The organism is Roseobacter sp. N2S, from assembly GCF_031454055.1.
Lineage (GTDB): Bacteria > Pseudomonadota > Alphaproteobacteria > Rhodobacterales > Rhodobacteraceae > Amylibacter.
Window position 1 is genome coordinate 461,346 of record NZ_JAVDQB010000001.1, and the last position, 23,915, is coordinate 485,260.

Here is a 23,915-nt window from a genome sequence, read left to right on the forward strand (position 1 = left end):
GCGCATTTCGCTACGCCCGCAGGGGTTGGTTTAGGCTGCGCCTTAATTAACGTCGAATTCCAGCGGTTTAACCTGTTGGAACATGCCGGTAGCTTGCAGCTTGTCCAGAACAGAAGCAGGGGGCTGCGCGTCCAGATACAGCAATGCAATGGCGTTTGCGCCAGCTTCGGAACGGCCAAGGGTAAAGTTGGCGATGTTCACGTCGTTTTGGCCCAAGGTCTGGCCCAATGTGCCGATGATACCCGGCATATCGTCGTTTGTGGTATAAAGCATGTGACGGCCGATTTCCGCGTCGATGTTGATGCCTTTGATCTGGATGAACCGGGGTTTGCCATCCGAAAAGACCGTACCAGCAATGGAGCGGGTTTTCTTGGCGGTTTTCACGGTTAGTTTGATGTAGCTGTCAAACACGCCAGATTTTTCCTGCGTGGTTGTGGAGCACTGGATGCCCCGTTCAGCGGCAACAACCGGGGCGGAGACCATGTTCACCTCGGGGTTTTGCGCCTTCATCACGCCAGCAATCGCGGCAGAGGACAGGGCTTTGGTGTTCATTTCAGCCACTTTGCCATCATAAAGGATGTTCACGCTTTCGATGGCTTCTTCGGTCATCTGGCCGATGAAAGCCCCAAGGTGGGAGGCAAGCTGCACAAATGGCCCAAGGATCGGGGCTTCTTCGGCTGTAATAGAGGGCATGTTGATCGCGTTGGTCACAGCGCCGTTCAGCAAGTAATCTGAAATCTGCTCGGCCACTTGGATCGCCACGTTTTCCTGTGCTTCGCTGGTGGCCGCGCCAAGGTGGGGGGTGACAACCACGTTTGGCAGGTTAAACAGCGGGCTTTCAGTGGCGGGTTCTACTTCAAACACGTCGAAAGCCGCGCCTGCAACATGGCCGGACTTCAGCGCCTCGGCCAAAGCGTCTTCGTCCACCAGACCGCCACGGGCGCAGTTGATAATCCGCACACCTTTTTTCATTTTTGCGATGGCAGCCGCATCCAGCATACCTGCGGTTTTGTCGGTTTTTGGCACGTGCAGGGTGATGAAATCAGCGGCAGCGAGCAATTCGTCCAAGTCTACTTTTTTCACACCCAGATCGGCTGCGCGTTCTTCGGACAGGAAGGGGTCATAGGCGACAACCTTCATTTTCAGACCCAGCGCACGGCTGGCCACGATAGACCCGATGTTGCCGGACCCGATCAAGCCAAGGGTCTTGTTTGTCAGTTCAACGCCCATGAATTTGGACTTTTCCCATTTGCCTGCATGGGTAGAGGCAGAGGCCTCGGGGATTTGGCGGGCAACCGCGAACATCATGGCAATGGCGTGTTCGGCTGTGGTGATAGAGTTGCCAAACGGCGTGTTCATCACGATCACACCCTTGCGGGATGCGGCTTTCAGATCCACGTTGTCCACACCGATACCCGCACGGCCGATGACCTTTAGGTTGGTGGCATTTTCGAGGATTTTCTCGGTGACTTTGGTGGCAGAACGGATCGCAAGACCGTCGTATTCACCAATGCGTTTCATCAGTTCGACTTTGTCTTTGCCCAGATCCGGTTCGAAATCCACCTCGATGCCGTTGTCACGGAAGATTTGCACGGCAGTGGGGCTGAGTTTGTCTGAGACGAGTACTTTAGGGGCCATTTGGGGCGTTCCTTTTACAAAATGGGGCGGTGGCGGGCTGAAGGGCCCGCCGATTGTTTAGGGAGTTATTTAGGCAGCGATTTCAGCGTTGAACGCCCAATCGAGCCACGGCATCAGGGCCGCGATGTCGCTGGTTTCTACGGTTCCACCGCACCAGATGCGCAGGCCTGCAGGGGCGTCGCGATACGCGCCGATATCCAGTGCCACGCCTTCGGCTTCAAGCCGTTTTGCAACCGCTTTGGCAAAAGCCGCGCCATCCGTGATCCGGGCGTCGTTGAATTTCAAACAGACCGATGTGTTGGATAGGGTGGCGGGATCAACGGCAAGGAATTCGATCCAGTCGTTGGCGGCCACAAAGGTCGCGATTTCCGCCAGATTTGCGTCAGCGCGGGCCATCAGGCCAGCTTGACCGCCAACAGATTTGGCCCAATCCAGCGCAAACAGATAATCCTCGACACACAACATCGACGGGGTGTTGATCGTTGCACCGGTAAAGATACCGTCGATCAGTTTGCCGCCCTTGGTCATGCGAAAGATTTTTGGCAAAGGCCATGCAGGGGTGTATGTTTCCAACCGTTCCACAGCGCGTGGAGACAAAACGATCATGCCGTGAGCCGCTTCGCCGCCCAAAACTTTCTGCCAAGAGAATGTCGTAACATCCAGTTTGTCCCAAGGCAGGTCTTGGGCAAAGGCGGCGGAGGTTGCGTCGCAGATTGTCAGGCCCGCACGATCCGCCGGGATGAAATCACCGTTCGGGACGCGCACGCCGGATGTGGTGCCGTTCCATGTGAACACAACGTCATTGTCAAAGTTCACCGCAGCCAGATCAGGCAGCAGGCCGTAGTCGGCCTGATGGTGGGTGACGTCCAGTTTCAACTGTTTGGTCACGTCGGAAACCCAGCCTGCGCCGAAGCTTTCCCAGCTGAGCATGTCAACGCCACGTGCGCCAAGCAGGGACCAAAGTGCCATTTCAACAGCGCCAGTATCAGACGCCGGAACGATACCGATCTTATAATCGGCCGGAATTTCCAGAATGTCGCGGGTGGTCTCAATCGCCGCTTTCAGCTTGTCTTTGCCAACGGCTGCACGGTGTGAACGGCCTAAAGGCGCATCGTTCAACGCATCCAAAGACCATGTGGATGGTTTGGTGCAGGGGCCAGAGCTAAAACGGGGATTTTGCGGGCGTGTGCCCGGAGTTGATGTCGTCATCAGTGGTATCCTCACAGATATAAGCCTCTCGTTGGGGAGAGGTGTCCCACTGCTGCGTCTAGGGTAGAATTTTAAACGGTGCAACAGGAAACTCTGGTCTTTTTGACGTTTTTGGCGAATAAAGCGGCGCAAGCTGACCCTAGATCGAGTGTTCAAATGTACGTTGCTACCCTTATTTCCAAGCCCGAAGATGCACGTGTCACCCCTGAAATTGTGTCCTCGTTGAAGGCGCGATTAAACGGGTCTTCGGTGGACTGGCTGGCCGAAGGCATCGCTTGCGACATTTATTTTGACGCCGAGGCCACCGGATTTGACGTGTTCTGGCGCGGGTTGGAACGGATGCGAATCGACTTTTGTGTGCAGCGGGTTGCAGGGCGGCGCAAACAGGTGCTTTTGGCTGATATGGATAGCACGATGATCCAGCAGGAATGCATCGACGAACTGGCCGCGGAGGCAGGCGTGGGCGAACGTGTTGCAGGAATTACCGCGCGTGCAATGAACGGCGAACTGGATTTTGAAGCTGCCTTGAAAGAGCGGGTTAACCTGTTGAAAGACCTGCCTGTTTCAGTGATCGCAAAAGTTCTGGCGGAACGTATTACCCTGATGCCGGGCGGCGGTGAATTGGTTGCGACCATGCGGGCGAACGGGGCATATGCCGCGCTGGTGTCTGGCGGGTTTACCGATTTCACCTCTGCCATTGCGGCCAAACTGGGTTTCGATGAAAACCGCGCCAATACGCTGTTGCAGGCCGATGGCAAGTTGACGGGCGAACACGGGGTTCCTGTGCTGGGCAAACAGGCCAAGGTGGATGCGCTGAACGAAATCGTTGCCGCGCGGGGATTGACCGCTGCGGATGTGATTGCGGTCGGGGACGGGGCCAATGATCTGGGCATGCTGCATCTGGCGGGGTCTGGCGTTGCGCTTCATGCCAAACCCGTTGTGGCGGCCGAGGTGGATTTGCGGTTGAATTATGCCGATTTGACGGGTTTGTTGTATCTACAGGGCTATAAAGCTGCGGAGTTTGTGCAGGCTTAACACTGGCATCGCAAGGAGGCGTCATGCTGGAAGAGTTCGGAGAAAACATCTGGATTTCAGCAGGCGACACTGTTGCAGTGGCGGGCTTTCACTATCCGACCCGCATGGCCGTGATCCGTTTGGATGGCGGGGATTTGATGATTTGGTCGCCGGTAAAACTACAGGATGATCTGCGCGCGCAGGTGGATGCGCTGGGGACTGTGCGCCATATCGTGCCGCCAAATGCGCTGCACCATCTGTCAGTTGCCGAATGGGTCGCGGCCTATCCCCAAGCGAAACTTTATGCGCCCCCGGGTCTGCGTGCCAAACGCAAGGATTTGAAGTTCGACGAGGATTTAACCGATAGCCCCCAGCAGGCGTGGCAGGGAGAGGTGGATCAAACCATCGTCACAGGCAATTTGATCACCCATGAGGTGGTGTTTTTCCACCGTCACAGCGGCACGGTTCTGTTCACCGATTTGCTTCAGCAGTTTCCTGAAGGCTGGTACAGAGGCTGGCGCGGTGTGGTGGCCAAGCTGGACTTGATGGTTGCCCCAGAACCTGCGGTCCCGCGCAAGTTTCGTTTGGCCTTTGTGCGCCGCAAAGAGGCCCGTCAGGCGGTGGCGCGTATTCTGGACTGGCCGGCAAAGCGGGTGTTGATGGCCCATGGAACGCCCGTAACCGCAGACGCCAAAGCCTATTTGCAGCGGGCATTTCACTGGTTGACGGGCTGACGGGGATTGTTTCAAAAAATCGGGTTTTGTGAACTTTGCTGTGAAAAATCTTGACAGTAGGTCTGTATTCCTGACCTAAATAGTACAGGAGGACTTACCTATGCCCAAAACCGACTCTCCCCTTGACTGGGGCACCCGATACGCTGGGCGTATGGCGGGGATGAAAGCGTCTGAAATCCGCGAGTTGCTAAAGCTGTTGGATCAGCCGGATATCATTTCTTTTGCGGGCGGGATTCCCGACCCTGCACTGTTCCCCCAAGAGGAAATCGCCAATGTCTATGCGCAGATTTGCGGCGATCGTAAGGTGTTTGATGCGGCGTTCCAATATTCCGTATCCGAGGGCGATGCGGGGCTGCGGCGCTGGATCGTGGGCTATATGGCCAAAAGAGGTGTCACTTGTGACATGGATAACATTCTGATCACCTGCGGGTCGCAGCAAGGTTTGGAATTTCTGGGGCGTATGTTCCTAAGCGCGGGGGATACCGCGCTGGTCGAAGCCCCGACATATCTGGGGGCGCTCCAAGCGTTCAGCGCGATGGAACCTGTCTATGATACGCTGCCCACGGGGCAATCCAACCGCACTGTTGCGTCCTATCGCGACAATGCGGCGGCGGCAGGCGGGACAGCCAAATTCGCCTATCTGGTGCCTGATTTTGCCAACCCCACAGGCCGCACTTTAAGCGTGGCAGAGCGGGAAGAGCTGCTGTCTTTTGCGCGCGATCTGGATATCCCCGTGATCGAGGACAGCCCCTATGTTGCCTTGCGCTATGACGGTGTCGATGTTGCGATGATACAGGCCTTGGATTGCGCCGCCACAGGGTCGATTGAGGCGTCTCGCGTGATCAGTTTGGGGTCGTTTTCCAAGGTGTTTACTCCGGGTTTGCGGGTCGGTTGGATCTGTGCGCCCAAAGCTGTGATTGCAAAACTGACCCTGATGAAACAGGCCAGTGACCTTAGCAGCTCTGCGATCAATCAACGGGTGATTGCCACATTGGCAGAGGCGCGGTTTGACCGACAAGTGGCGCAGGGCGTGGAGCACTACCGTGTGAAACGCGATGCCATGCTGGCCGCTCTCGATACCCATATGCCTAAAGGGGTGCAGTGGACAAAGGCTGAGGGCGGCCTTTTTGTCTGGGTCACTTTGCCTGATCATCTGGATGCCACTGCCCTGTTGCAAGACGCCATTGAACAGGCCCGCGTCGCCTATGTGCCGGGCCACGCATTTTTTGCAGACGGCAGCGGGCGCAATACGCTGCGGCTTAGTTTCAGCCTGCCCTCTGTCCAGATGATCGAACAGGGCATCGCTAAACTTGGGGCTTTGGTGGCGCAGGCGTTATAGCCGCGTGGTCAGGTCGGCCGCCGCTGTGGCAGTGGTTCCACTCTTCTGGAATCATACGATGCACCATCTGGCCCTACAGTCGGTGGCGGGTTTGTCGCTTTAACTGAACCAAATCCAAAGGGTGCGATTTTATGTGCCTTTTCTGGTAGCGACACCGCCTATTGCGCGACAACTCAAGGAACCGCCCCATGAAAATGACCACCGAAGAAGCCTTTGTAAAAGTGCTGCAAATGCACGGGATCGAACATGCCTTCGGCATTATCGGTTCGGCTATGATGCCGATTTCCGATCTGTTCCCGCAGGCTGGCATCAAATTCTGGGACTGCGCCCATGAATGTAACGCAGGCATGATGTCTGACGGTTACACCCGCGCGTCTGGTAAAATGTCCATGATGGTTGCGCAAAACGGCCCGGGCATCACCAACTTTGTAACCCCAGTGAAAACCGCCTATTGGAACCACACACCGCTGCTGCTGGTCACGCCACAGGCTGCAAACAAAACAATCGGCCAAGGTGGTTTCCAGGAAGTCGAGCAGATGAAACTGTTCGAAGACATGGTGGCCTATCAAGAAGAAGTGCGCGATCCGTCACGGATTGCCGAGGTTCTGAACCGCGTGATCGAAAATGCCTTCCGCGCATCTGCCCCTGCACAGATCAACATTCCGCGCGATTACTGGACCCAAGTGGTTGATATCGAACTGCCCAAAATCGTCCGTCTTGAACGCCCTGCGGGTGGCGCTGACGCGCTGGGCGAGGCGGCGAAACTGTTGTCTTCGGCCAAATTCCCTGTGATCCTAAACGGTGCTGGCGTTATTCTGGCTGGTGCCATTGGTGACAGCGCCAAACTGGCCGAGGCATTGGACGCCCCTGTCTGTTCCGGCTACCAGCACAATGACGCATTTCCAGGGTCACACCCTTTGGCCGCTGGCCCGCTCGGCTATAACGGGTCCAAAGCCGCGATGGAGCTGATTTCACAAGCTGACGTGGTGCTGGCGCTGGGCACGCGGTTGAACCCGTTTTCCACATTGCCTGGCTATGGCATTGATTACTGGCCCAAAGACGCAGCGATCATTCAGGTTGATATCAATTCAGACCGCATCGGCCTGACCAAAGATGTGACCGTTGCGATTCAGGGCGATGCCAAGAAAGTTGCGCAGGAATTGCTGGCCCGTCTGTCAGATGGTGCAGGGGATACCAACCGCGCCGACCGCAAAGCAACCATCGCGAAAACCAAATCCGCTTGGGCGCAGGAACTGACCTCGATGGATCACGAAGACGACGATGTGGGCACCACATGGAATGAACGCGCCCGCGACCGTGAGCCAGCTAAAATGTCTCCGCGTATGGCATGGCGTGCAATCCAGTCAGCCCTGCCGAAAGAGGCGATTATTTCGTCTGACATTGGCAACAACTGCGCCATCGGCAATGCCTATCCTACCTTTGAAGATGGCCGTAAATATCTGGCGCCGGGTCTGTTTGGCCCCTGCGGCTATGGCTTCCCTGCGATTTGCGGCGCCAAAGTGGCCCAACCGAACGTGCCTGTTGTAGGGTTTGCTGGTGACGGTGCTTTCGGGATATCCATGAATGAAATGGTGTCTTGTGGGCGTGACGACTGGCCCCCGATCACCATGATCATTTTCCGCAACTACCAATGGGGCGCTGAAAAGCGCAACACAACCCTGTGGTTCGACGATAACTTTGTCGGCACAGAGCTGGACACCAACGTATCCTACGCCGCAATCGCGCAGGCCTGTGGTTTGGTTGGGGTGCAAGCCACGTCGATGGAAGACCTGACAGACAAGCTGGACGCCGCAATCAAGGCGCAGATGACCGAAGGCAAAACCACCTTTATCGAGGTGTTGCTGAACCAAGAACTGGGCGAACCCTTCCGCCGCGATGCGATGAAAAAACCGGTATCTGTGGCAGGCATCAGCAAAGACGACATGCGCCCACAAGCTGGCGCCTAAGTCAAAATCGACTTAATTATCAAGAAAGGGTCCCGTTTCGGGGCCCTTTTGCATTTGCAAAAGGGGCGGTTAGCTGCCCCAAATATCTGCACTTGCCAGATCGGCAGCGCTATAGCCCAATAAAATGATGGTGCTGTCCGCTGTCACCTCTAGCTGTACACCGCCGGAAAAATCCATGACAGCGCTGAAATCCGCCAGCGCGGTGATGCCTGGAATGGACAGCGTTTCCAGCAAGATATCAAAGTCCCGGATCGTGGTGGTATAGCTTTCAGTATCGAACAAAAACGTGTCGATCCCGGCGTTGCCCACCAACAGATTTCTGCCGCTGCCCCCGTTCAAAACGTCATCGCCGCCGCCGCCAAACAGTGTGTCATTGCCATTGCCACCCTGCAGGTCATCATGGCCGGTGCCGCCTTGCAGCATGTCATTGCCGCCGTCCCCAGCGATGTGATCGGATCCGCCGCCGCCCTGTACCAGATCTTTGCCCGCGCCCGCCGCAATCGTGTCATTGCCGCCTTCAGCATAAAGCAGGTCATTGCCCGCGCCGCCCAACAGGGAATCCGCCCCGCCCCCGCCGCGCAGCGTGTCATCCCCGCCGTTCCCGCCCAACAAGTCCCGTCCGCCAGCGCCTTTGATAAAGTCATTGCCGCCCCCGCCCGAGATCGCATCATGGCCCGATCCGCCGTTTATGGAATCCTTGCCTCCGTTGCCTTGAATAATGTCATTGCCCGCATCGCCTTCGATCCGGTCATTGCCGGTTTCGCCGTAAAGTGTGTCATGGCCGCGGCCCCCTGACAGGTAGTCCTTACCCGTGCCGCCTTTCAGCAGATCATCGCCATTCAAGCCGAAAATCCGGTCATTGCCGTCGAGCCCTGAAATACTGTCACTGAATTGCCCCATCTTGATCCGGTCATGACCTGCCAGAAATTCGGGCCAGGTCTGGGTCAGCAAGGTGTTCAAAGTCAGGTCCGGATGGGTGCCATTGGCGCTGGTGACAATACCGTCAATCAGAATGTTGATATCCCCCGAGGAAAACGACAAAATCCCGCGCACATCCAGTAAAGGCACATCCCCAAGGGCCGCGACCCCCAAAGGCGTTGTGCTGTTCGCCCCCGGATAAGACAGTTGCCACAAAACGCCGAAAAAGCCGTCAACAAGGTCTATATTGCCGGACGCATCGTTAAAGGAAAAGGACAGGTTGGTCGGCGAAATCACCGGAAACCCGTTGGTTAACGAGGGGAATAAATTCATTGCAGTGGTGCTGTTGGTGAAATCCAATTTGTAAGACATTGGGTACTCCTGTGGAAAAGAGTGACATGAAAAATGTGGTTTCAGCCTAAGTCCGGCGCAGATTCCTGTCAAATACGGTGTTTGGGGCTGAAATTTACGGAAAACCGCCGGAAATCCCCTTAAATCAGCCACACCATAAAGGTTTCCAGAACAGGCAATAAACGTCTTGTATCGCTGGCCTATTCCAAATAAACACGCCAACGGAGACGTGGCCGAGTGGTCGAAGGCGCTCCCCTGCTAAGGGAGTAACGTGCAAGCGTTCGAGGGTTCGAATCCCTTCGTCTCCGCCATCACCCCCCCCCAAAAAAACATCGCTTCGGCTTAGGGACATACGGCGGGGATTATTTAATTCAATGATCGCTTTGCGGCTTAGTTGTTTTTACTTCTGGTCCCTAGACCATCATTTATGCGCCTCTGACGAACTTAGGGTTTCTACTGGGCCGTTTGTCCATCGTTGATCGGTTTGCCGGTCGTTTCCCCTTGTTGCCGGTGTTTGATCTGATGGATTGGTTTGGGATTATGCGCTAAGGGTTGCTCCGGACAGGTAAGATCAAGCTGGGCGATAGGTTTATGAAATTGACACACCTCAGGGATATTGTCGCTGCGGCTGAATTGGGCAGTTTGCGGGCGGCGGCGCGGCATTTGGGGGTGTCTCAGCCCTCGATTACCCGCAGCATTCGCGAGGTGGAGCGGGAATTGGGGGTGCCGGTTTTTGAACGTCACCAGCAGGGTGTTCGCTTGACGGCCATCGGCAATGCCTTTTTGAAACGGGCGATTGCGGTGCAGTCCGAACTGCGCCGTGCCCGTGAAGAAATCGACCAGATGAATGGCCAGATGATTGGCGATGTGTCTGTGGCCATGTCTGGTGTGTCATCGCTGGCCTTGGTTCCGCGTGCGTTTCGCAGTTTTCATGCCAAATATCCAAAGGCCAATCTGAAGGTAGGCGAGGGGTTCTTTCACGCCGTAGAGCCACAGATTTTGAGCGGGCAGATAGATTTCTGTGTGGCCCCTTTCCGCGATGTCGCCAATGAATCCCGTTACATTGTTGAAAAACTGTTTGATCACAATTGGGTGGTGGTCGCGCGCAAAGGCCATCCGCTGGCCAAAAGCAAAAGCCTGACTGAATTGACGGATGCGGAATGGGTGCGCCCTACACTGTCTGATCGGGCGAATGAGGCTTATATTGCCAAGCCTTTTTTGTCCCAGGGGTTGATCCAGCCGAATGTGGTGCTGAACACGGCCTCGGCGACGACAACGCTGGTTGTGGTTGCCAGCAGCGATTTGTTGACGATTTTACCGCGCACTATGCTGGGCTCGCCGATTGATAGCGCGCTGTTTGATGTGCTCGATTTGGCGGAAACCATGCAGGGCACGCAGATCTGTCTGGTGCGCCGCAAAGACATGCCCTTGACGCCGCTGGCAGAGTATTTTGCCGATATGGTGAAACGGGCCGCGATCAGGTTTCAGTCCGAAATGCCTTGATAGATCGCTGCATTTTGAGTGATGCGTAAACTGTATCACACTCGGATAAATGCCATCTATTCAGTTCACCTTTCCCTGTGCAGAAATAGTCTCAGACGAAAAAACCGACACGCCCAGATGTAAACAATGGATCGGGCGGGCAATGGGAGAGACCACTATGACGCTGGACGCAACACGTTCTTTGCAAGACCTGATCGATGCAAATCCTGATCTGATCACCTATTTCAGAAACGAAACTCAAGCGCCGCACAGTCGCAACCGTCCGGGTCCATCGCCGGTGCCTGCTGAATTCACCAACTGGCGGGATGAACAGAAAGCATGGCGAGAAACGGCTGTGTTGTTTGACCAGTCCCACCATATGCCAGAGCTGTTTTTGAAAGGCCCTGATGCGCTGAAATTGCTGATGAAACTGGGGATCAACGGGTTTTCCACCTTTGGCCCCGGCAAGGCAAAACAATATATAGCCTGTAACCCACAGGGTCAGGTAATTGGTGAATCCGTTTTGCAATATCTGGCAGAAGACAGCTTTGAGCTGGTCTCGGGGATGCACCTGCAGGATTGGGTCCATTACAATGCGATCTGTGGGGATTATGATGTGACCGTGACGCGGGATTTGCAAACCTCGGCCAATACAGAAGGGCGTACGTTCTTTCGGTTTGGTATGGATGGCCCGAATGCAGAGACCATTTTCCAATCGGTTGTCGAAGGCGCGGCGCCTGACATCAAATTCTTCAACACCGCCAAAGTGCGCATCGCAGGCTGCGAGGTTATGGCCCTGCGCCACGGCATGGCAGGGCATAAAGGGGTGGAATTGTCCGGCCCTTATGCAGACGGCGACAAAGTTCGTGCAGCCTTGTTGGAAGCGGGGCGCGAACATGGGCTGAAACAGGCCGGGCGTCTGGCGTATTTCAGCACCCCAAGCGAGGGGGGCTGGTTGGCTTATCCGGTGCCTGCGGTCTATACCTCTCCGGAATTGCGCGGCTTTCGTGAATGGGTTTCGGCGGACTCTTGGGCTGGTAAGGCACAGTTAAGCGGCAGTTTCGTCGGGCAATCCATCGAGGATTATTACCTGACCCCCTATGACATGGGTCTTGGGCGTTTGGTCAAATTCGACCATGATTTCATTGGCCGCGAAGCCCTCGAAGCCTTGGCCGACGCGCCGCAGCGGCGCAAGGTTACGCTGGTGTGGAACAAGGCCGATGTGGCGACGATCCAAGGCTCTTTGTATCAGGCTGAAACGCCTTACAAATATCTGGAAATGCCGGTTGCGTCTTATGGGTTTCCACAGGCTGACGAGGTGTGTGATCAGAATGGCAATCTGGTGGGCATGTCCGGTTTCACCGGCTACAGCGGCAATGAAGCAGAACAACTGTCCATTGCGGTTGTTGATGCGGCCTATGCCGAAACCGGCACGCAAGTGACCATCGTTTGGGGGGAGCCAGACGGGGGAACCGCCAAGGCGCAGGTTGAAAAACACCGCCAATTCAAGGTGCGCGCAACTGTTGCGCAAGCGCCTTATGCTTTGGCCGTGCAGCAAATGAAACGCTCGGGCATCGGTAAAACCGCTGCCTGAGGTCAGCCCGCGTTGTCAACAACGGACGGGCCCCCAACCACTATCCTAAATTTTAATCCAGGGAGGAGTCTTAAATGAACAGGATTACAACAGCGGCCTTTGCCGCAGCAATGACACTGGGTGCCACATCTGTAGGTGCGCAAGTGATTACCCTATCCACCACAAATCCGGGTGGGCTGGCCCATTCAATCGGGTCTGCGGTTGCCAAATCGGTGACCCAGACCACAGACCTGCGCATGGTGGTTGTGCCTGCTGGCGGGTCTCCGATGCCAGCCGTCGCGGGGGGCGAGGCCGAATGTGGCATCAACGTCGCCTTTGATCTTGCCTATTTCGTCAACGGTACGGCCTATTATGAAAAAGACGGCGCTCATCCGTCCTTGCGCATGGTTGCTGCTGTGCTGCCTTCGCAACTGGCCATGTATGTGCGCAAGGATTCCGACATCAATTCGGTTGCCGATCTGAAAGGCAAACGGGTGCCAAGTGAATTGAACGCACAGCTTGCGATCGGGGCGGTTTATGAAACTTTCCTTGCGGTGGGTGGTCTGACACGGGATGACGTGACCTCCATCCCCGCACAAAGCATCGTTCAAGCCGCCGAGGATTTTTCAACGGGGCGCAATGATACATTTGCGTTTTCCATTGGCACTGCAAAAGTGCTTGAGGTGGACAGTTCCGTTGGCGGCCTAAAGGCGCTTCAGGCTGATGACACCGAAGAAACCCGTGCAATCATGAGCAAAAGCCTGCCGGGGGCCTATTTTTCCGTGGTAGAACCCAGCGCGAAAGCGCCCCAAATCGTAGAGCCGACCAACGTGATTACCTTTGATGTTATCATGTTCTGTAACGACACTGTTGCGGATGAAACTGTGGCCAAAATCACCAAAGCTGTGCATGACAACAAAGACATGCTGGCGGAAACCTATAAGGCGATGGCACGGTTTGAACCTGCAAACATGGCTCCGGAAATTCCCGGTGTGTCGTATCATCCGGGCGCGATCAGTGCCTATGATGCGCTTGGCATGACTGCGCCAAAAAACTAAATCTCCTGACCGGATGGCCCGCCTTTACGGGGCCATCCGGCACCTGCTGCCTTGCAGGCGGCACCCCCGCCCCCTGCGTACGGAGACCGTTTCCATGGAAAAAACCGATAGCACTCCCGAATCCGAATACCGCGCATCCCCAGCGATGTCCGTTCTGATCGCTTGCCTTGCCTCTGCCTTGCCAATTGGCACTATTGTCTGGGCCTTTGACCTGCTGCGCCGTGTGGGCGTGTTGATTTACCCCGAACAATTCGGCGCGGTGATGTTGGGTCTGGCCATCGCGCTGGTCTTTTTGCACACGCCCGCTGGGGCTGGCCGTGAACGTACCGGCCCTGTGCCGTGGTACGATATTGCGCTGGCTGCCCTTGGCCTTGCGGCCTGTGTGTTTGTGGCGCTGAAATTTCCTGAATTTTCGACCTCGTCTTTTAAATCGCCGCAAAGTCTGGCGGCGGGTTTTGTGTTGATCCCCTTGCTGCTAGAGGGCGCGCGGCGCACGGCGGGACTGCCGATCATGCTGGTGGCTACGGGGTTCCTGGTGCTGGGTCTGACGGCCTATATGTTGCCAGGGGAACTGATGGGGCGGCGGGTTTCTGTGAACAGCCTGACCTATTACCTGACGTGGAACACCAGTGCCATTCTGGGCACGCCGACGATGATTGTTGTGACGGTGGTTGTGGCCTTTGTTCTGTTCGGGCAGGGGTTGTTCCTGTCCGGCGGGTCGATGTTTTTCACCGATATTGCCATGGCCCTGATGGGGCGTTACCGCGGCGGCCAAGCCAAGATTGCGATCATTGCTTCGGCATTGTTTGGCACAATCTCGGGCAGTGTTGTGGCCAATGTGGTGTCTACAGGTGTGGTGACCATCCCGATGATGAAACGGGCCGGCTATCGCCCACATGTGGCCGCCGCGGTCGAGGCCGTGGCCTCTACGGGGGGGCAGTTGATGCCGCCTGTGATGGGGGTTGCCGCGTTTTTGATGGCGGAATTCTTGCAGGTGTCTTACGCCACCATCACCATTGCCGCGCTGATCCCTGCGGTTATCTATTTTGCCGCCCTGTTCATTCAGGTTGACCTAGAGGCCGCACGCCACGGCATCAAACGTGTTCCCGAAAGTGATATCCCGAAAACGGCCGATGTTCTAAAGGCAGGCTGGTTCATACCCATTCCGTTTATCATCCTGATCGCAGGGATTTTCTGGCTGAACTTCTCGCTTGATCTGGCGGCGATCTATGCGCTGGTGGCGGTGCTGGTCAGCGGTTTGGTCATCGGTTATCGGGGGCAACGGCTGAACACCAAAAGCCTGCTTGGGGTGTTTCGCACCACCGGCCTGGGGGTTCTTGATATCTTTATGATCGCGCCTTTGGCGGGGATTGTGATCGGGGTTTTGAACGTGACGGGGCTTAGCTTTTCACTGGCTTTGTCACTGGTTGCTTTGGCGGGTGGCAGTGTGATTGCACTGTTGTTGCTGACGGGCGGCGTCAGCATCGTGCTGGGCATGGGGATGCCAACCGTCGGGGTTTATATCCTGCTGGCGACCCTTGTGGCACCGGCTTTGATCGAAATCGGTCTTGATCCGCTGGCAGCGCATTTGTTCATCTTTTATTACGGGATGCTGTCGATGATCACCCCGCCTGTGGCCATCGGGGCCTTTGCGGCTGCGTCTATTAGTGGCTCCAGACCGATGCGCACCGGATTTGCAGCGGTTCGGTTTGGCTGGTCGGCCTTTGTGATCCCCTTCCTGTTTATCTTTTCGGATACGCTTTTGTTTCGCGGCGGTGTTGTGGAAACCGTCATTGACGTGGCCACCGCACTGATCGCTGTCTGGCTGATTGCGGCAGGATTCACAGGCTATTCGCTGCGTCTGATCCCGATCCTGCAACGGATTGCCTATGGGATTGCCGGGATCTGTTTGATCATTCCGGTAAATCTTTTTGGCGGTTCGCATATGCTGAACTTGCTAGGTTTGGCTCTGGGTGGCGGTCTGATTGTTCTAGACTGGACCAGACGGCGCGCAGGCCTGCCAGATACCGCCAGTGAAACGCCCCTCACACCCGAGGGGGCCTGACATCCCCGTCAGGCCCCCGCCCCCCTAAACACATAATGCCCAACTGCACGGGTAAGGACCAGATTGATGATTTCCTTTCTGAAACGCAAACCAGCTGTTGCGCTGGCGCCCCCTGCGATCCTGTCAAGATTTCTGGACGGCTGTTCGGTAGAAGTGATGCCAAAGACTTTGGCCAAACTGCCTGACATCGACGGGCTGTTCCCCAAAGGCACGCGGGTCTATATCGCGCATATAGCAGGCACGCCGATTGCGGATATGGTCGCCACTGCGAAACGTCTTCGGGATGCGGGCTATACCCCGATGCCCCATATTCCCGCCCGTTTGGTGCCCGACCAAAAGACGTTTGAACACTGGCTAAGTGCTTATGGAAATGAAGCAGGTGTTACACAAGCGTTGGTTCTAGCGGGCGGTGTGGCAGTGCCAGCGGGCGCATTCGACAGTTCGATGCAACTGTTGGACTCAGGGGCATTTGACCGTGCAGGCTTTACCCGATTGCATGTAGCTGGCCACCCTGAGGGCAATACAGATATCGACACAGATGGCGGCGATGAGCAGGTGATGCAGGCGCTGGCGTGGAAGCAGGCCCTGTCTGAACGAAGCGATGCGCAGATGGCAATTGTCACGCAATTCGTCTTTGACGCCGATCCTGTGGTGTCTTGGGCACGGCGCATTCAGGCGGCAGGAATCGACCTGCCGATCCATGTGGGGCTGGCGGGTCCGGCGAAACTGCAAACTTTGATAAAATATGCCATTGCCTGCGGCGTTGGGCCATCTATTGGTGTCTTGCGGAAACGGGCGGCTGATGTCACAAAACTGATGACGCCTTACGCGCCAACAGACCTTGCAACAGATTTAGCAGAGCACGCAACACACATACCCGGAATCCAACAAGCCCATCTGTTCCCACTTGGCGGCATTCCCGCCAGCGCAGAGTGGCTGTCCCATAACGCACCTCCCCCCCATGAAGGAAATTAATATGTCCCGCCATGTCCTTACCCTCTCTTGTAAGAACCGTATCGGTATTGTCGCCGCAGCAGCCCAAGCGCTTGCCGATGCGGATTGTAACATCGTAGACGCCCAGCAGTTCGATGACAGCACCACCGATAATTTTTTCATGCGGGTCGAATTTGACGGCGACGCAGGCGTTGCGGGTTTTGAAACCAGCTTTCAGGCCATCGCCACCCGTTTTGATATGGAATGGAGCCTGCGGGCTGCCAGCGAAAAACGTCGTGTTTTGATCATGGTGTCAAAGTTTGATCACTGTCTGGTAGACTTGCTGTATCGCGCCCGCATCGGAGAGTTGAACATCGAGGTTGTCGGCATCGTGTCGAACCACCCGCTGGAAGCAATCGGCCTGACCGAAGACCCTGCCATCCCGTTCCACCACCTGCCAGTCACCCGCGAAACCAAAGCCGCGCAAGAAGCGCAAATTCAGGCTTTGATCGAAGAAACTGGCGCTGAACTGGTGATCCTAGCCCGTTACATGCAGGTTCTGTCAGGCGAATTTTCTACCTATCTTTCGGGGCGCTGCATCAACATCCACCACAGCTTCCTGCCCGGGTTCAAGGGCGCGAAACCCTATCACCAAGCCCATGCTTTGGGCGCGAAAATGATTGGGGCAACGGCGCATTATGTGACAGGTGATCTGGATGAGGGCCCGATCATTTCCCAAGACGTAGAGCGGGTTTGCCATTCGGACACGCCAGAGGATTTGATCCGCATCGGGCGTGACATTGAGCGCCGCGTTCTGGCCCGTGCGGTCAGCAACCACCTTGAAGATCGCGTCTTGTTGAACGGCAACAGAACTGTCGTCTTCCGCCGCTAATCAAGGCACGGCAGCGCGGGTTCATCCCGTCTTGTTTTTGAGTAATCCTCATGTATGTTGCTAAAGTCAGCATACATGAGGATTCTATCAACATGCTATCACAGGATGTCGCCGCCTTTCGGGATTTCAACCGATTTCACACCCGTCTTGTGGGGGCTTTGAACGAACATTTACTCGCCTCGGATTACGCGCTGCCACAAGTGCGGGTCTTGTACGAAATCGCCACAGCCCCCCATGACACCCCCCCTTCCGCGCGGGATCTAGGGGCGGTCTTGCGAATGGATTCAGGCTATCTAAGCCGTTTGGTATCTGCATTGGCAGATGACGGGTTGATCAACCGTCTGCCGTCCAAAGACAATGCCAAGCGGTTGGCACTGACGCTGACGGATAAGGGGCAAACGGTCTATGCGGGCTTGAACGCCAATTCTGCCCAAGAAGCCGCTGCCCTATTGGACCCGTTATCGGATCCAGATCGCCGTGAATTGATCGGCGCAATGTCCAAAATCCGCCGCTTGCTGGATGATGCCCCCAAACCCGCCACCTTTATTCTGCGCGACCCTGAACCCGGCGATCTGGGCTGGATCATCTGCCAGCAGGCGCGCCTTTATACCAAAGAATACGGGTGGGATTGGACGTTCGAAGCCTTAGTGGCTGAAATCGTGGGACAATTCGTCAAAGAGTTTGATCCTGACAAGGAAAAATGCTGGGTCGCAGAACGGGAGGGCGAGATTATCGGGTCGGTTTTTCTGGTGAAACAGGACGGGGAAACCGCCAAATTACGTATGCTTTATGTAGAGTCTTCGGCGCGCGGGCTGGGTTTGGGTCGCCGCTTGGTTGAAGAATGTATTCGGTTCGCTCAAGCCAAAGGCTATCGGCGGATGGAGCTGTGGACCAACGATGTGCTGGTCGCCGCCCGCAAAATCTATCAGGCCACGGGGTTCGAGTTGTTAGAGGAAACCCCCCATCACAGCTTTGGTAAGGATTTGATCGGGCAGGTCTGGGGCCGCGATCTGTAACGGCGCGGCGCAAAAGCACGGCGCGGCGAAAGTGTTACCCCTGACCGGTCATATAAGACACCGTCAGGGGCAACTGGGGGGGGTTACAAATCAGGACAAGCCGCGCCGGTTTCGATCCATGCCAGTGTCAGCGCGCCAAAAATGTCCTGCGACCCGGGCGCGGGGGTGCGGCCCGTGCCAGGGGTCCAGGCCCATCCGACCAAAGGGTCTTCTGCGGTATGGTGTTGGACTTCGGCCAGAGTCTTGCCGCCGTTGCGTTCAGGGTCTTTCAACTGGGCGCAAATTTCGCCAAGGGTGCTGCCCTGCCACGCCATTGTTGCAGGGGCAAGATGCCAGTCGGGATTGCCCGGAATGCTGCGGGTGCCTTCGGGAAAGGTGACATTGGTGTCGCCGTGACAGGTGGAACATTCCAAGCCCGCAACACCATGCCCCGCAGGCCCGCGTGACACAGGCGGAACGTGCAACTGACCAAGGAATTGGGTCGGACTGTCGCCGCGCGGATGGCAATTCATACAGCGTGGGCTTTCAATGACTTTGCCCATTTCGGTGAACAACGCCTTGGAACGATCCTCGTCCTGCGTGATATGGTCAAAATCCGCAGGGCTGCGCAGATCGGGCGTAACAGTGTCCGCCAGGACGGGCCGCCCAAACGAGAGGAGCGCGACCGCGACCCAAAGGCCAAAGCTGTGTTTGGTGAAATCTTTCAGGCGGATGGTCATGCCAAAACCCCTTTGCTAAACGGTAAAACACGTAGGTTGGTCTGGGTCAGCGCGCGCCATGCGTTGGCAACGGCAGGGGCGACGGGCGGCACGCCCGGTTCCCCGACCCCCGTTGGATCAGCGGCGGATTTGACAATGGAGACCTCAACCTCTGGCATTTCAGACATACGCAAAGAGCGGAAACTGTCAAAGTTGCCTTGTTCCGGCCTGCCGCCTTTGCCGATGGTGACCTCGCCGTACAGGGCAGCGCCAAGGGCGAAACCGATGCCGCCTTCCATTTGGGCGCGGACCTGATCGGGGTTGATCGCAACACCGCAATCCACGGCGCACCAGATTTTATGCACCATTGGCAGGCCGTCTGGCCCCACTGAAACCTCGGCTATTTCGGCCACATAGCTGCGGAAACATTTGACCACAGCAACCCCTAAGGCGCGGTTGGGCTGGCTTTTAGCCCCTGCCCAATTGGCCATATCTGCCACCCGCAACAACACATTGCGCAACCGCGCGTTTTCATCCCCGATCAAGGCAATCCGCCCCGCAATCGGGTCTTGGCCGCCAAGCGCGAACAGATCGTCCAGAAAGGTTTCGACGGAATAACAGGTGTGACTGCTGCCCACCGAACGCCAGAAGTTTGACAAGACCCCGTTTTCCATCAGATGTAAGCCGATGTTTAGATTGGGAATATTATAAGGCATCCCGCGTGCGCCCTCGACTGCTGATCGGTCGATGCCGTCCCGTACAGCGCCGCCAAAGGCAGTGCCTTGCATGAAGGACTGGATGGCAATCACTTGATCCCAAGCGGTGATGTTGCCCTGTGCGTCGATGCCCCCGCGCAGGCGGTGCACGGACATGGGGCGATAGCGCCCGCCACGCAGATCGTTTTCACGGCTCCACAGGTGTTTGATCGGCCCTTTGCCCCATGCTTTTGCAGCCAAGGCCACTTCTTCGGCGAATTCGGCGTCGGGTGTGCCCAGCCGCCCGAAACTGCCCCCCGTAAGCATCGGATGCAGGTGGATTTTTTCCGGCGGCAGGCTAAGAACGGTTTCGATTTGTTGCTGGTCGCGGGTGACCAATTGGGTGCCCATCCAGATTTCCGCGGACTCGCTGTTGACCTCGGCCACAGCGCCCATGGGCTCCATCGGGGCGTGGGGCAGGAAGGGAAACTGATACTCTGCGGTGATCTGTTTGGTGGCGGTTTCCAGCGCGGCGGCGCCTTCGCCCCGCAGTTCAGCCTGTGCGCCCGGGGTCTGCGCCGCCTGCGCATAGGTTTGGAACATGTCTGCACTGTCGCGCAATTCGGCCTTGGTTGTATCCCAATCCACCTTCAGGGCCGCGACGCCTTTTTGGGCGGCATAGCGGGTTTTTGCGAAAACCGCGATGCCACGGGTCAGTTGATGCACCTCTAGGACGTCAGGTATTGCCAGCGTATCCGAGGAGTCCAGATCGGCAACAGTGGCCCCGAAAGCAGGGGGATGCAGGACTGCGCTTTGCACCATATCGGGGCGGACCAGATCAACGGTGTAAACGGTTTTGCCAGTGGATTTATCCAGCGCATCCACCCGCGTCACATCTGTGCCGATCAGTCGAAAGGTTTCAGGGTCTTTCAGCGGCGGGTCGATTGGCGCGGGCAATTGGGAAGCTGCCTGCGCAAAGGCGCCAAATCCTGATTTTCGGTTGCTGGGGCCATGGGCAATCACGCCGCGTTCCACGGTGATTTCGCTTTCGAGCACACCCCAAGCCTGTGCAGCGGCACTGACCAGCATAGCGCGTGCGGAGGCCCCTGCCTTGCGCATCTGGTAATAGCTGTTGGCCATAGAAGATGACCCCCCTGTGCCCTGCTGGCCCATGTTCAGGTTGGCATAAAGCGTCACATCCGCAGGGGACATTTCAACCTTCATCTGCGCCCAATCGGCGTCCAGCTCTTCGGCGGCAAGGGTGGCGAGACCAGTAAAAGTCCCTTGGCCAAATTCGATGTGTTTGGACAAAACGGTTACGCGGTCATCCGCACCAATGCGCAAAAAGGCGTTTGGCGTTGCGGGCACATCGCGCATTTCTTCGGGGCGCATCCGGCGCAGCGCCTGCCCCCGCGCCAGTGTGGGCAGGAACATCGAAATCACGAGTGCGCCACCAGTGGACGCCAGAAAAGAACGGCGGGAAATCGTGCGGGTCATATCAAGGGGTCCCTTTTGCGGCGGCTTGCGCGGCTTGGTGAATGGCTTTGCGAATGCGCACATAGGTTGCGCAACGGCAGATGTTGCCCGCCATTGCGCCGTCAATTTCAGCGTCCGTAGGGGTGGGGTTCAGGGCCAGCAAGCCAATTGCCGACATCACCTGACCGGACTGGCAATAGCCACATTGCGGCACATTGATATCGGCCCAAGCCTGCTGGACCGCATCGGCGATCTGGCCGTCCAGGCCCTCTATTGTGGTGACAGAGCGGTCTGCGACGCTTGCCACCGGGGCAACGCAGGCGCGGCGGTTTTTACCGTCTACATGCACAGTGCAGGCCCCGCATTGCGCCACGCCGCAGCCGTATTTAGTGCCCGTCAGCCCAAAATGATCGCGGATCGCCCAGAGCAAAGGCGTTTCAGGGTCGCCGTCAAAACTGACGGCTGCGCCGTTTAGGTCGAAATGGATAGCCAATGCGCGACTCCTTAAAATGATGATAAGCGCGCCGGTCCGAACCATTGGCTTGCTTTGCAGCCCCTAGGATAGCAGCGACCTGTCGCAAAGATGTGCCCGGATCAGGGAAAACTGTATCAAATTGTATCAGGCCTCGGCCCCGGCCGCCGATCCTGTGAAACTTTATTACACTTTTTGATGTGCATGGCGGGTGGCGGTGTACTATCCTTGGCCGACCCAAGCGCAAAGATTATCATGCCAGCCAAGCCCCATATTGTTGTCGTCGACGATCATCGCGACATCCGCGATCTTGTTGGTGCTTATCTGTCCCAGCACGATTTCCGCGTCAGTCTGGCGGACGGGGGGCCGACGCTGCGGGCGGTTCTGGAACAGGGGTCAGCGGATCTTATTGTGCTGGATATCATGATGCCGGATGAGGACGGTCTGGATATTTGCCGTAAAATTCGCGCGGAAACCCAAGTGCCGATCATCTTTCTGACTGCTTTGGCGGATGAAACCGACAGGATAATCGGGCTGGAACTGGGCGCGGATGACTATTTGGTTAAACCGTTCAATCCGCGCGAATTGCTGGCGCGGATCAGGGCGGTTTTGCGTCGCGTTAAGATGGTGCAGCAGGCAACGCCTGAAGCCAGCCACGCGGGGGTGGTGCAATTTGATCAGTGGACGCTAAACTTGGGACGGCGGGAACTGGAAAGCCGCGACGGGTTAAGCGTTGCGCTGAGCACTGCCGAATTCCGCCTGTTGCAGGTGTTCCTTGATCATCCACGGCGGGTTCTGACCCGCGAGGCATTGCTGGATCTGACCGTAGGGCGCACAGCCGATCCGTTTGACCGCAGCATTGACAATCAGGTCAGCCGCTTGCGCAAGAAAATCGAAACCGACCCGAAAAATCCGACCATCATTCAAACCCATTGGGGTGGCGGCTATAGTCTTGTGGCCGAGGTTGTGCCCAAATGACCGCGCGGTGGCGCAGAAGTCTGGGCGGGCAGGTTGTCAGCCTGATGTTGGTGGCGCTGATCATCGGTCAAAGCATCGGATTTGCCCTGTCCTGGAGCAGCCGTAAAAACGCTTTGAAAGAGGCCGCACAAAGCGAGTTTATCAGCCGCACAGCGACGCTCAGCAAAGTGGTTGCAGGCATGCCGGATGATCTGCGCCGCGATGTTCTGCTGGCCAGTGCCACCACCTATACGCGGTTCTGGACATCTGACACCGATCCCAAAGCCAAAGGGCGCGATTGGTATGTGGGGTCGCGGGCCTATCTGCTGGAACCCCTTTCTGACATCATTCATTACCGCTCGACCCCGGAGTCTCTGGCGCTGGATAAGGATCAGGACGCGTTCATCCAGACCAAGCCCTTTTTGGGATGGCAGCCGTTGCAGTCACCGCTGTGGATTTCTGGAACCCCTGCCAGTGTTCTGCCGTTTGAAAACCAGATCGGTCTGGGGCTTGTGATGCAGTTGCCGGATGGGGCGTGGCTGAACGCGGTTTTTTACAAGCGGCATCTGTCGGATACCGGCCTGATGCAGTCCTTACTAACGACCCTTATTACCGGGGTTGCCCTGTGTCTGATCGGGTTTTTTGCTGCCCAGCGCATTGCACGCCCCTTGCGGATGTTAACCACATCAGCCGAGTTGTTGGGCCGAGGAGAAACCCTTCCTGCGATGCCAGACAGCGGGCCGGATGATATTCGAAACCTGCAAATGGCCTTTAACACCATGCAAGACCGCCTGCACCGTTTCGTGGATGATCGCACGCGGATGCTGGCGGCGATTGGCCATGATCTGCGGACGCCGTTAACCACGTTAAGGCTGCGGGTTGAATTCATTAAAGACGCGGATTTGCGCCGTAAAATGACAGAAACGCTGGATGAAATGCAGCGGATGACAGAGGCAACTTTGGCTTTTGCCAAAGGCGAGGCCACCACAGAACCCACCCGCAACGTCGAACTGGGTGCCCTGTTAGAAAGCCTGTGTGACGATCTTTCCGAACTGGGGTTTGATGTGTCCTATGTGGACACGGGAAAATTCGGTTTTCGCTGTCGCCCGGACGCGCTGCGCCGTGCGGTGCGCAATCTGGTGGAAAATGCCGTGCGCTATGCCGGCAGTGCCACCGTAATCTTGAATGCCTCTGACCAGACAGTGACAATTCTGGTAGAAGACCACGGACCGGGCATTCCACAAACCGAGTCCGAGCGTGTGTTCTCGCCGTTTTACCGTTTGGAACAGTCCCGCAATCTGGAAACTGGCGGGGTCGGGCTTGGCCTGTCGATTGCGCGGGCAATTGCCAAACAACATGGCGGCGATGTGGTTCTATCTGCGAATAATCCGGGTTTGTGCGCGGCAATCGTGCTGCCGCGCGGCTGAT

19 protein-coding genes and 1 tRNA gene are annotated in these 23,915 nt (G+C 56.6%); 14 read left to right on the top strand and 6 right to left on the bottom strand.

The window, feature by feature from the left end; translation table 11 throughout:
* Positions 1 to 42: 42 nt before the first annotated feature.
* Both serA and GGE09_RS02295 read right to left on the bottom strand, forming a co-directional pair.
* Positions 43 to 1,638, bottom strand: coding sequence for a phosphoglycerate dehydrogenase (serA, locus tag GGE09_RS02290; protein ID WP_309743454.1), 1,596 nt, complete (start codon positions 1,636 to 1,638; stop codon positions 43 to 45).
* Positions 1,639 to 1,707: 69 nt separating this feature from the next.
* Positions 1,708 to 2,847 carry a phosphoserine transaminase gene (locus GGE09_RS02295; protein ID WP_309743456.1) on the bottom strand — a complete coding sequence of 380 codons (1,140 nt, stop codon included), beginning with the start codon at positions 2,845 to 2,847 and terminating at the stop codon, positions 1,708 to 1,710.
* A 156-nt stretch (positions 2,848 to 3,003) separates the two neighbouring features.
* On the opposite strand from GGE09_RS02295, the gene serB reads away from it, so the two are divergent.
* From serB to xsc, 4 genes are all read left to right on the top strand, one after another.
* On the top strand, positions 3,004 to 3,882 hold the full coding sequence (gene serB, locus GGE09_RS02300; RefSeq protein ID WP_309743458.1) for a phosphoserine phosphatase SerB: 879 nt from the start codon (positions 3,004 to 3,006) through the stop codon (positions 3,880 to 3,882).
* A gap of 23 nt (positions 3,883 to 3,905) precedes the next feature.
* On the top strand, positions 3,906 to 4,595 hold the full coding sequence (locus GGE09_RS02305; protein ID WP_309743459.1) for a DUF4336 domain-containing protein: 690 nt from the start codon (positions 3,906 to 3,908) through the stop codon (positions 4,593 to 4,595).
* 100 nt (positions 4,596 to 4,695) lie between these two features.
* Positions 4,696 to 5,934 (top strand): PLP-dependent aminotransferase family protein, encoded by a 1,239-nt coding sequence (locus GGE09_RS02310; protein ID WP_309743461.1) that lies wholly within the window; start codon positions 4,696 to 4,698, stop codon positions 5,932 to 5,934.
* A gap of 188 nt (positions 5,935 to 6,122) precedes the next feature.
* Positions 6,123 to 7,901, top strand: coding sequence for a sulfoacetaldehyde acetyltransferase (xsc, locus tag GGE09_RS02315; protein WP_309743463.1), 1,779 nt, complete (start codon positions 6,123 to 6,125; stop codon positions 7,899 to 7,901).
* A 69-nt stretch (positions 7,902 to 7,970) separates the two neighbouring features.
* Here the strand turns inward: xsc and GGE09_RS02320 are convergent, their stop codons facing one another.
* The gene (locus GGE09_RS02320; protein ID WP_309743465.1) at positions 7,971 to 9,191 is read right to left on the bottom strand and encodes a calcium-binding protein; all 1,221 of its coding nucleotides are present in this window, start codon (positions 9,189 to 9,191) and stop codon (positions 7,971 to 7,973) included.
* A gap of 202 nt (positions 9,192 to 9,393) precedes the next feature.
* Here GGE09_RS02320 and GGE09_RS02325 point away from each other — a divergent pair.
* The 8 genes from GGE09_RS02325 to GGE09_RS02360 all read left to right on the top strand — a co-directional run bounded on the left by GGE09_RS02325 (position 9,394) and on the right by GGE09_RS02360 (position 18,189).
* Positions 9,394 to 9,481 (top strand) — tRNA-Ser (locus GGE09_RS02325).
* A 280-nt stretch (positions 9,482 to 9,761) separates the two neighbouring features.
* Entirely contained in the window at positions 9,762 to 10,673 is a 912-nt protein-coding gene (locus tag GGE09_RS02330) for a LysR substrate-binding domain-containing protein (protein ID WP_309743467.1), read from the top strand.
* A 142-nt stretch (positions 10,674 to 10,815) separates the two neighbouring features.
* Positions 10,816 to 12,246 (top strand): aminomethyl transferase family protein, encoded by a 1,431-nt coding sequence (locus GGE09_RS02335; protein ID WP_309743469.1) that lies wholly within the window; start codon positions 10,816 to 10,818, stop codon positions 12,244 to 12,246.
* 74 nt (positions 12,247 to 12,320) lie between these two features.
* Positions 12,321 to 13,283, top strand: a complete 963-nt coding sequence (locus tag GGE09_RS02340; protein ID WP_309743471.1) for a TAXI family TRAP transporter solute-binding subunit — start codon at positions 12,321 to 12,323, stop codon at positions 13,281 to 13,283.
* Between the two features lie 94 nt (positions 13,284 to 13,377).
* Positions 13,378 to 15,348: a TRAP transporter fused permease subunit gene (locus GGE09_RS02345; RefSeq protein ID WP_309743473.1), complete on the top strand. Its 1,971-nt coding sequence runs from the start codon at positions 13,378 to 13,380 to the stop codon at positions 15,346 to 15,348.
* A gap of 66 nt (positions 15,349 to 15,414) precedes the next feature.
* Positions 15,415 to 16,323 carry a methylenetetrahydrofolate reductase gene (locus GGE09_RS02350; RefSeq protein ID WP_309743475.1) on the top strand — a complete coding sequence of 303 codons (909 nt, stop codon included), beginning with the start codon at positions 15,415 to 15,417 and terminating at the stop codon, positions 16,321 to 16,323.
* 1 nt (position 16,324) lies between these two features.
* Positions 16,325 to 17,173, top strand: coding sequence for a formyltetrahydrofolate deformylase (gene purU, locus GGE09_RS02355; RefSeq protein ID WP_309743477.1), 849 nt, complete (start codon positions 16,325 to 16,327; stop codon positions 17,171 to 17,173).
* Positions 17,174 to 17,265: 92 nt separating this feature from the next.
* Positions 17,266 to 18,189: a bifunctional helix-turn-helix transcriptional regulator/GNAT family N-acetyltransferase gene (locus tag GGE09_RS02360; protein WP_309743479.1), complete on the top strand. Its 924-nt coding sequence runs from the start codon at positions 17,266 to 17,268 to the stop codon at positions 18,187 to 18,189.
* Positions 18,190 to 18,272: 83 nt separating this feature from the next.
* Here the strand turns inward: GGE09_RS02360 and GGE09_RS02365 are convergent, their stop codons facing one another.
* Genes GGE09_RS02365 through GGE09_RS02375 form a run of 3 tightly spaced genes read right to left on the bottom strand, consistent with a single transcriptional unit; the run spans position 18,273 to position 21,596 of the window.
* Positions 18,273 to 18,908: an Isoquinoline 1-oxidoreductase subunit gene (locus tag GGE09_RS02365; RefSeq protein ID WP_309743481.1), complete on the bottom strand. Its 636-nt coding sequence runs from the start codon at positions 18,906 to 18,908 to the stop codon at positions 18,273 to 18,275.
* Positions 18,905 to 21,079 carry a xanthine dehydrogenase family protein molybdopterin-binding subunit gene (locus GGE09_RS02370; RefSeq protein WP_309743483.1) on the bottom strand — a complete coding sequence of 725 codons (2,175 nt, stop codon included), beginning with the start codon at positions 21,077 to 21,079 and terminating at the stop codon, positions 18,905 to 18,907. Before GGE09_RS02370 ends, GGE09_RS02365 begins: the two co-directional genes overlap by 4 nt.
* Before the next feature lies 1 nt (position 21,080).
* Entirely contained in the window at positions 21,081 to 21,596 is a 516-nt protein-coding gene (locus GGE09_RS02375) for a (2Fe-2S)-binding protein (RefSeq protein WP_405048520.1), read from the bottom strand.
* A gap of 162 nt (positions 21,597 to 21,758) precedes the next feature.
* On the opposite strand from GGE09_RS02375, the gene GGE09_RS02380 reads away from it, so the two are divergent.
* Together GGE09_RS02380 and GGE09_RS02385 are read left to right on the top strand one after the other, a co-directional pair.
* Positions 21,759 to 22,508 carry a response regulator gene (locus GGE09_RS02380; protein WP_309743487.1) on the top strand — a complete coding sequence of 250 codons (750 nt, stop codon included), beginning with the start codon at positions 21,759 to 21,761 and terminating at the stop codon, positions 22,506 to 22,508.
* Positions 22,505 to 23,914, top strand: a complete 1,410-nt coding sequence (locus tag GGE09_RS02385) for a HAMP domain-containing sensor histidine kinase (protein WP_309743489.1) — start codon at positions 22,505 to 22,507, stop codon at positions 23,912 to 23,914. Before GGE09_RS02380 ends, GGE09_RS02385 begins: the two co-directional genes overlap by 4 nt.
* Position 23,915 lies beyond the last annotated feature (1 nt).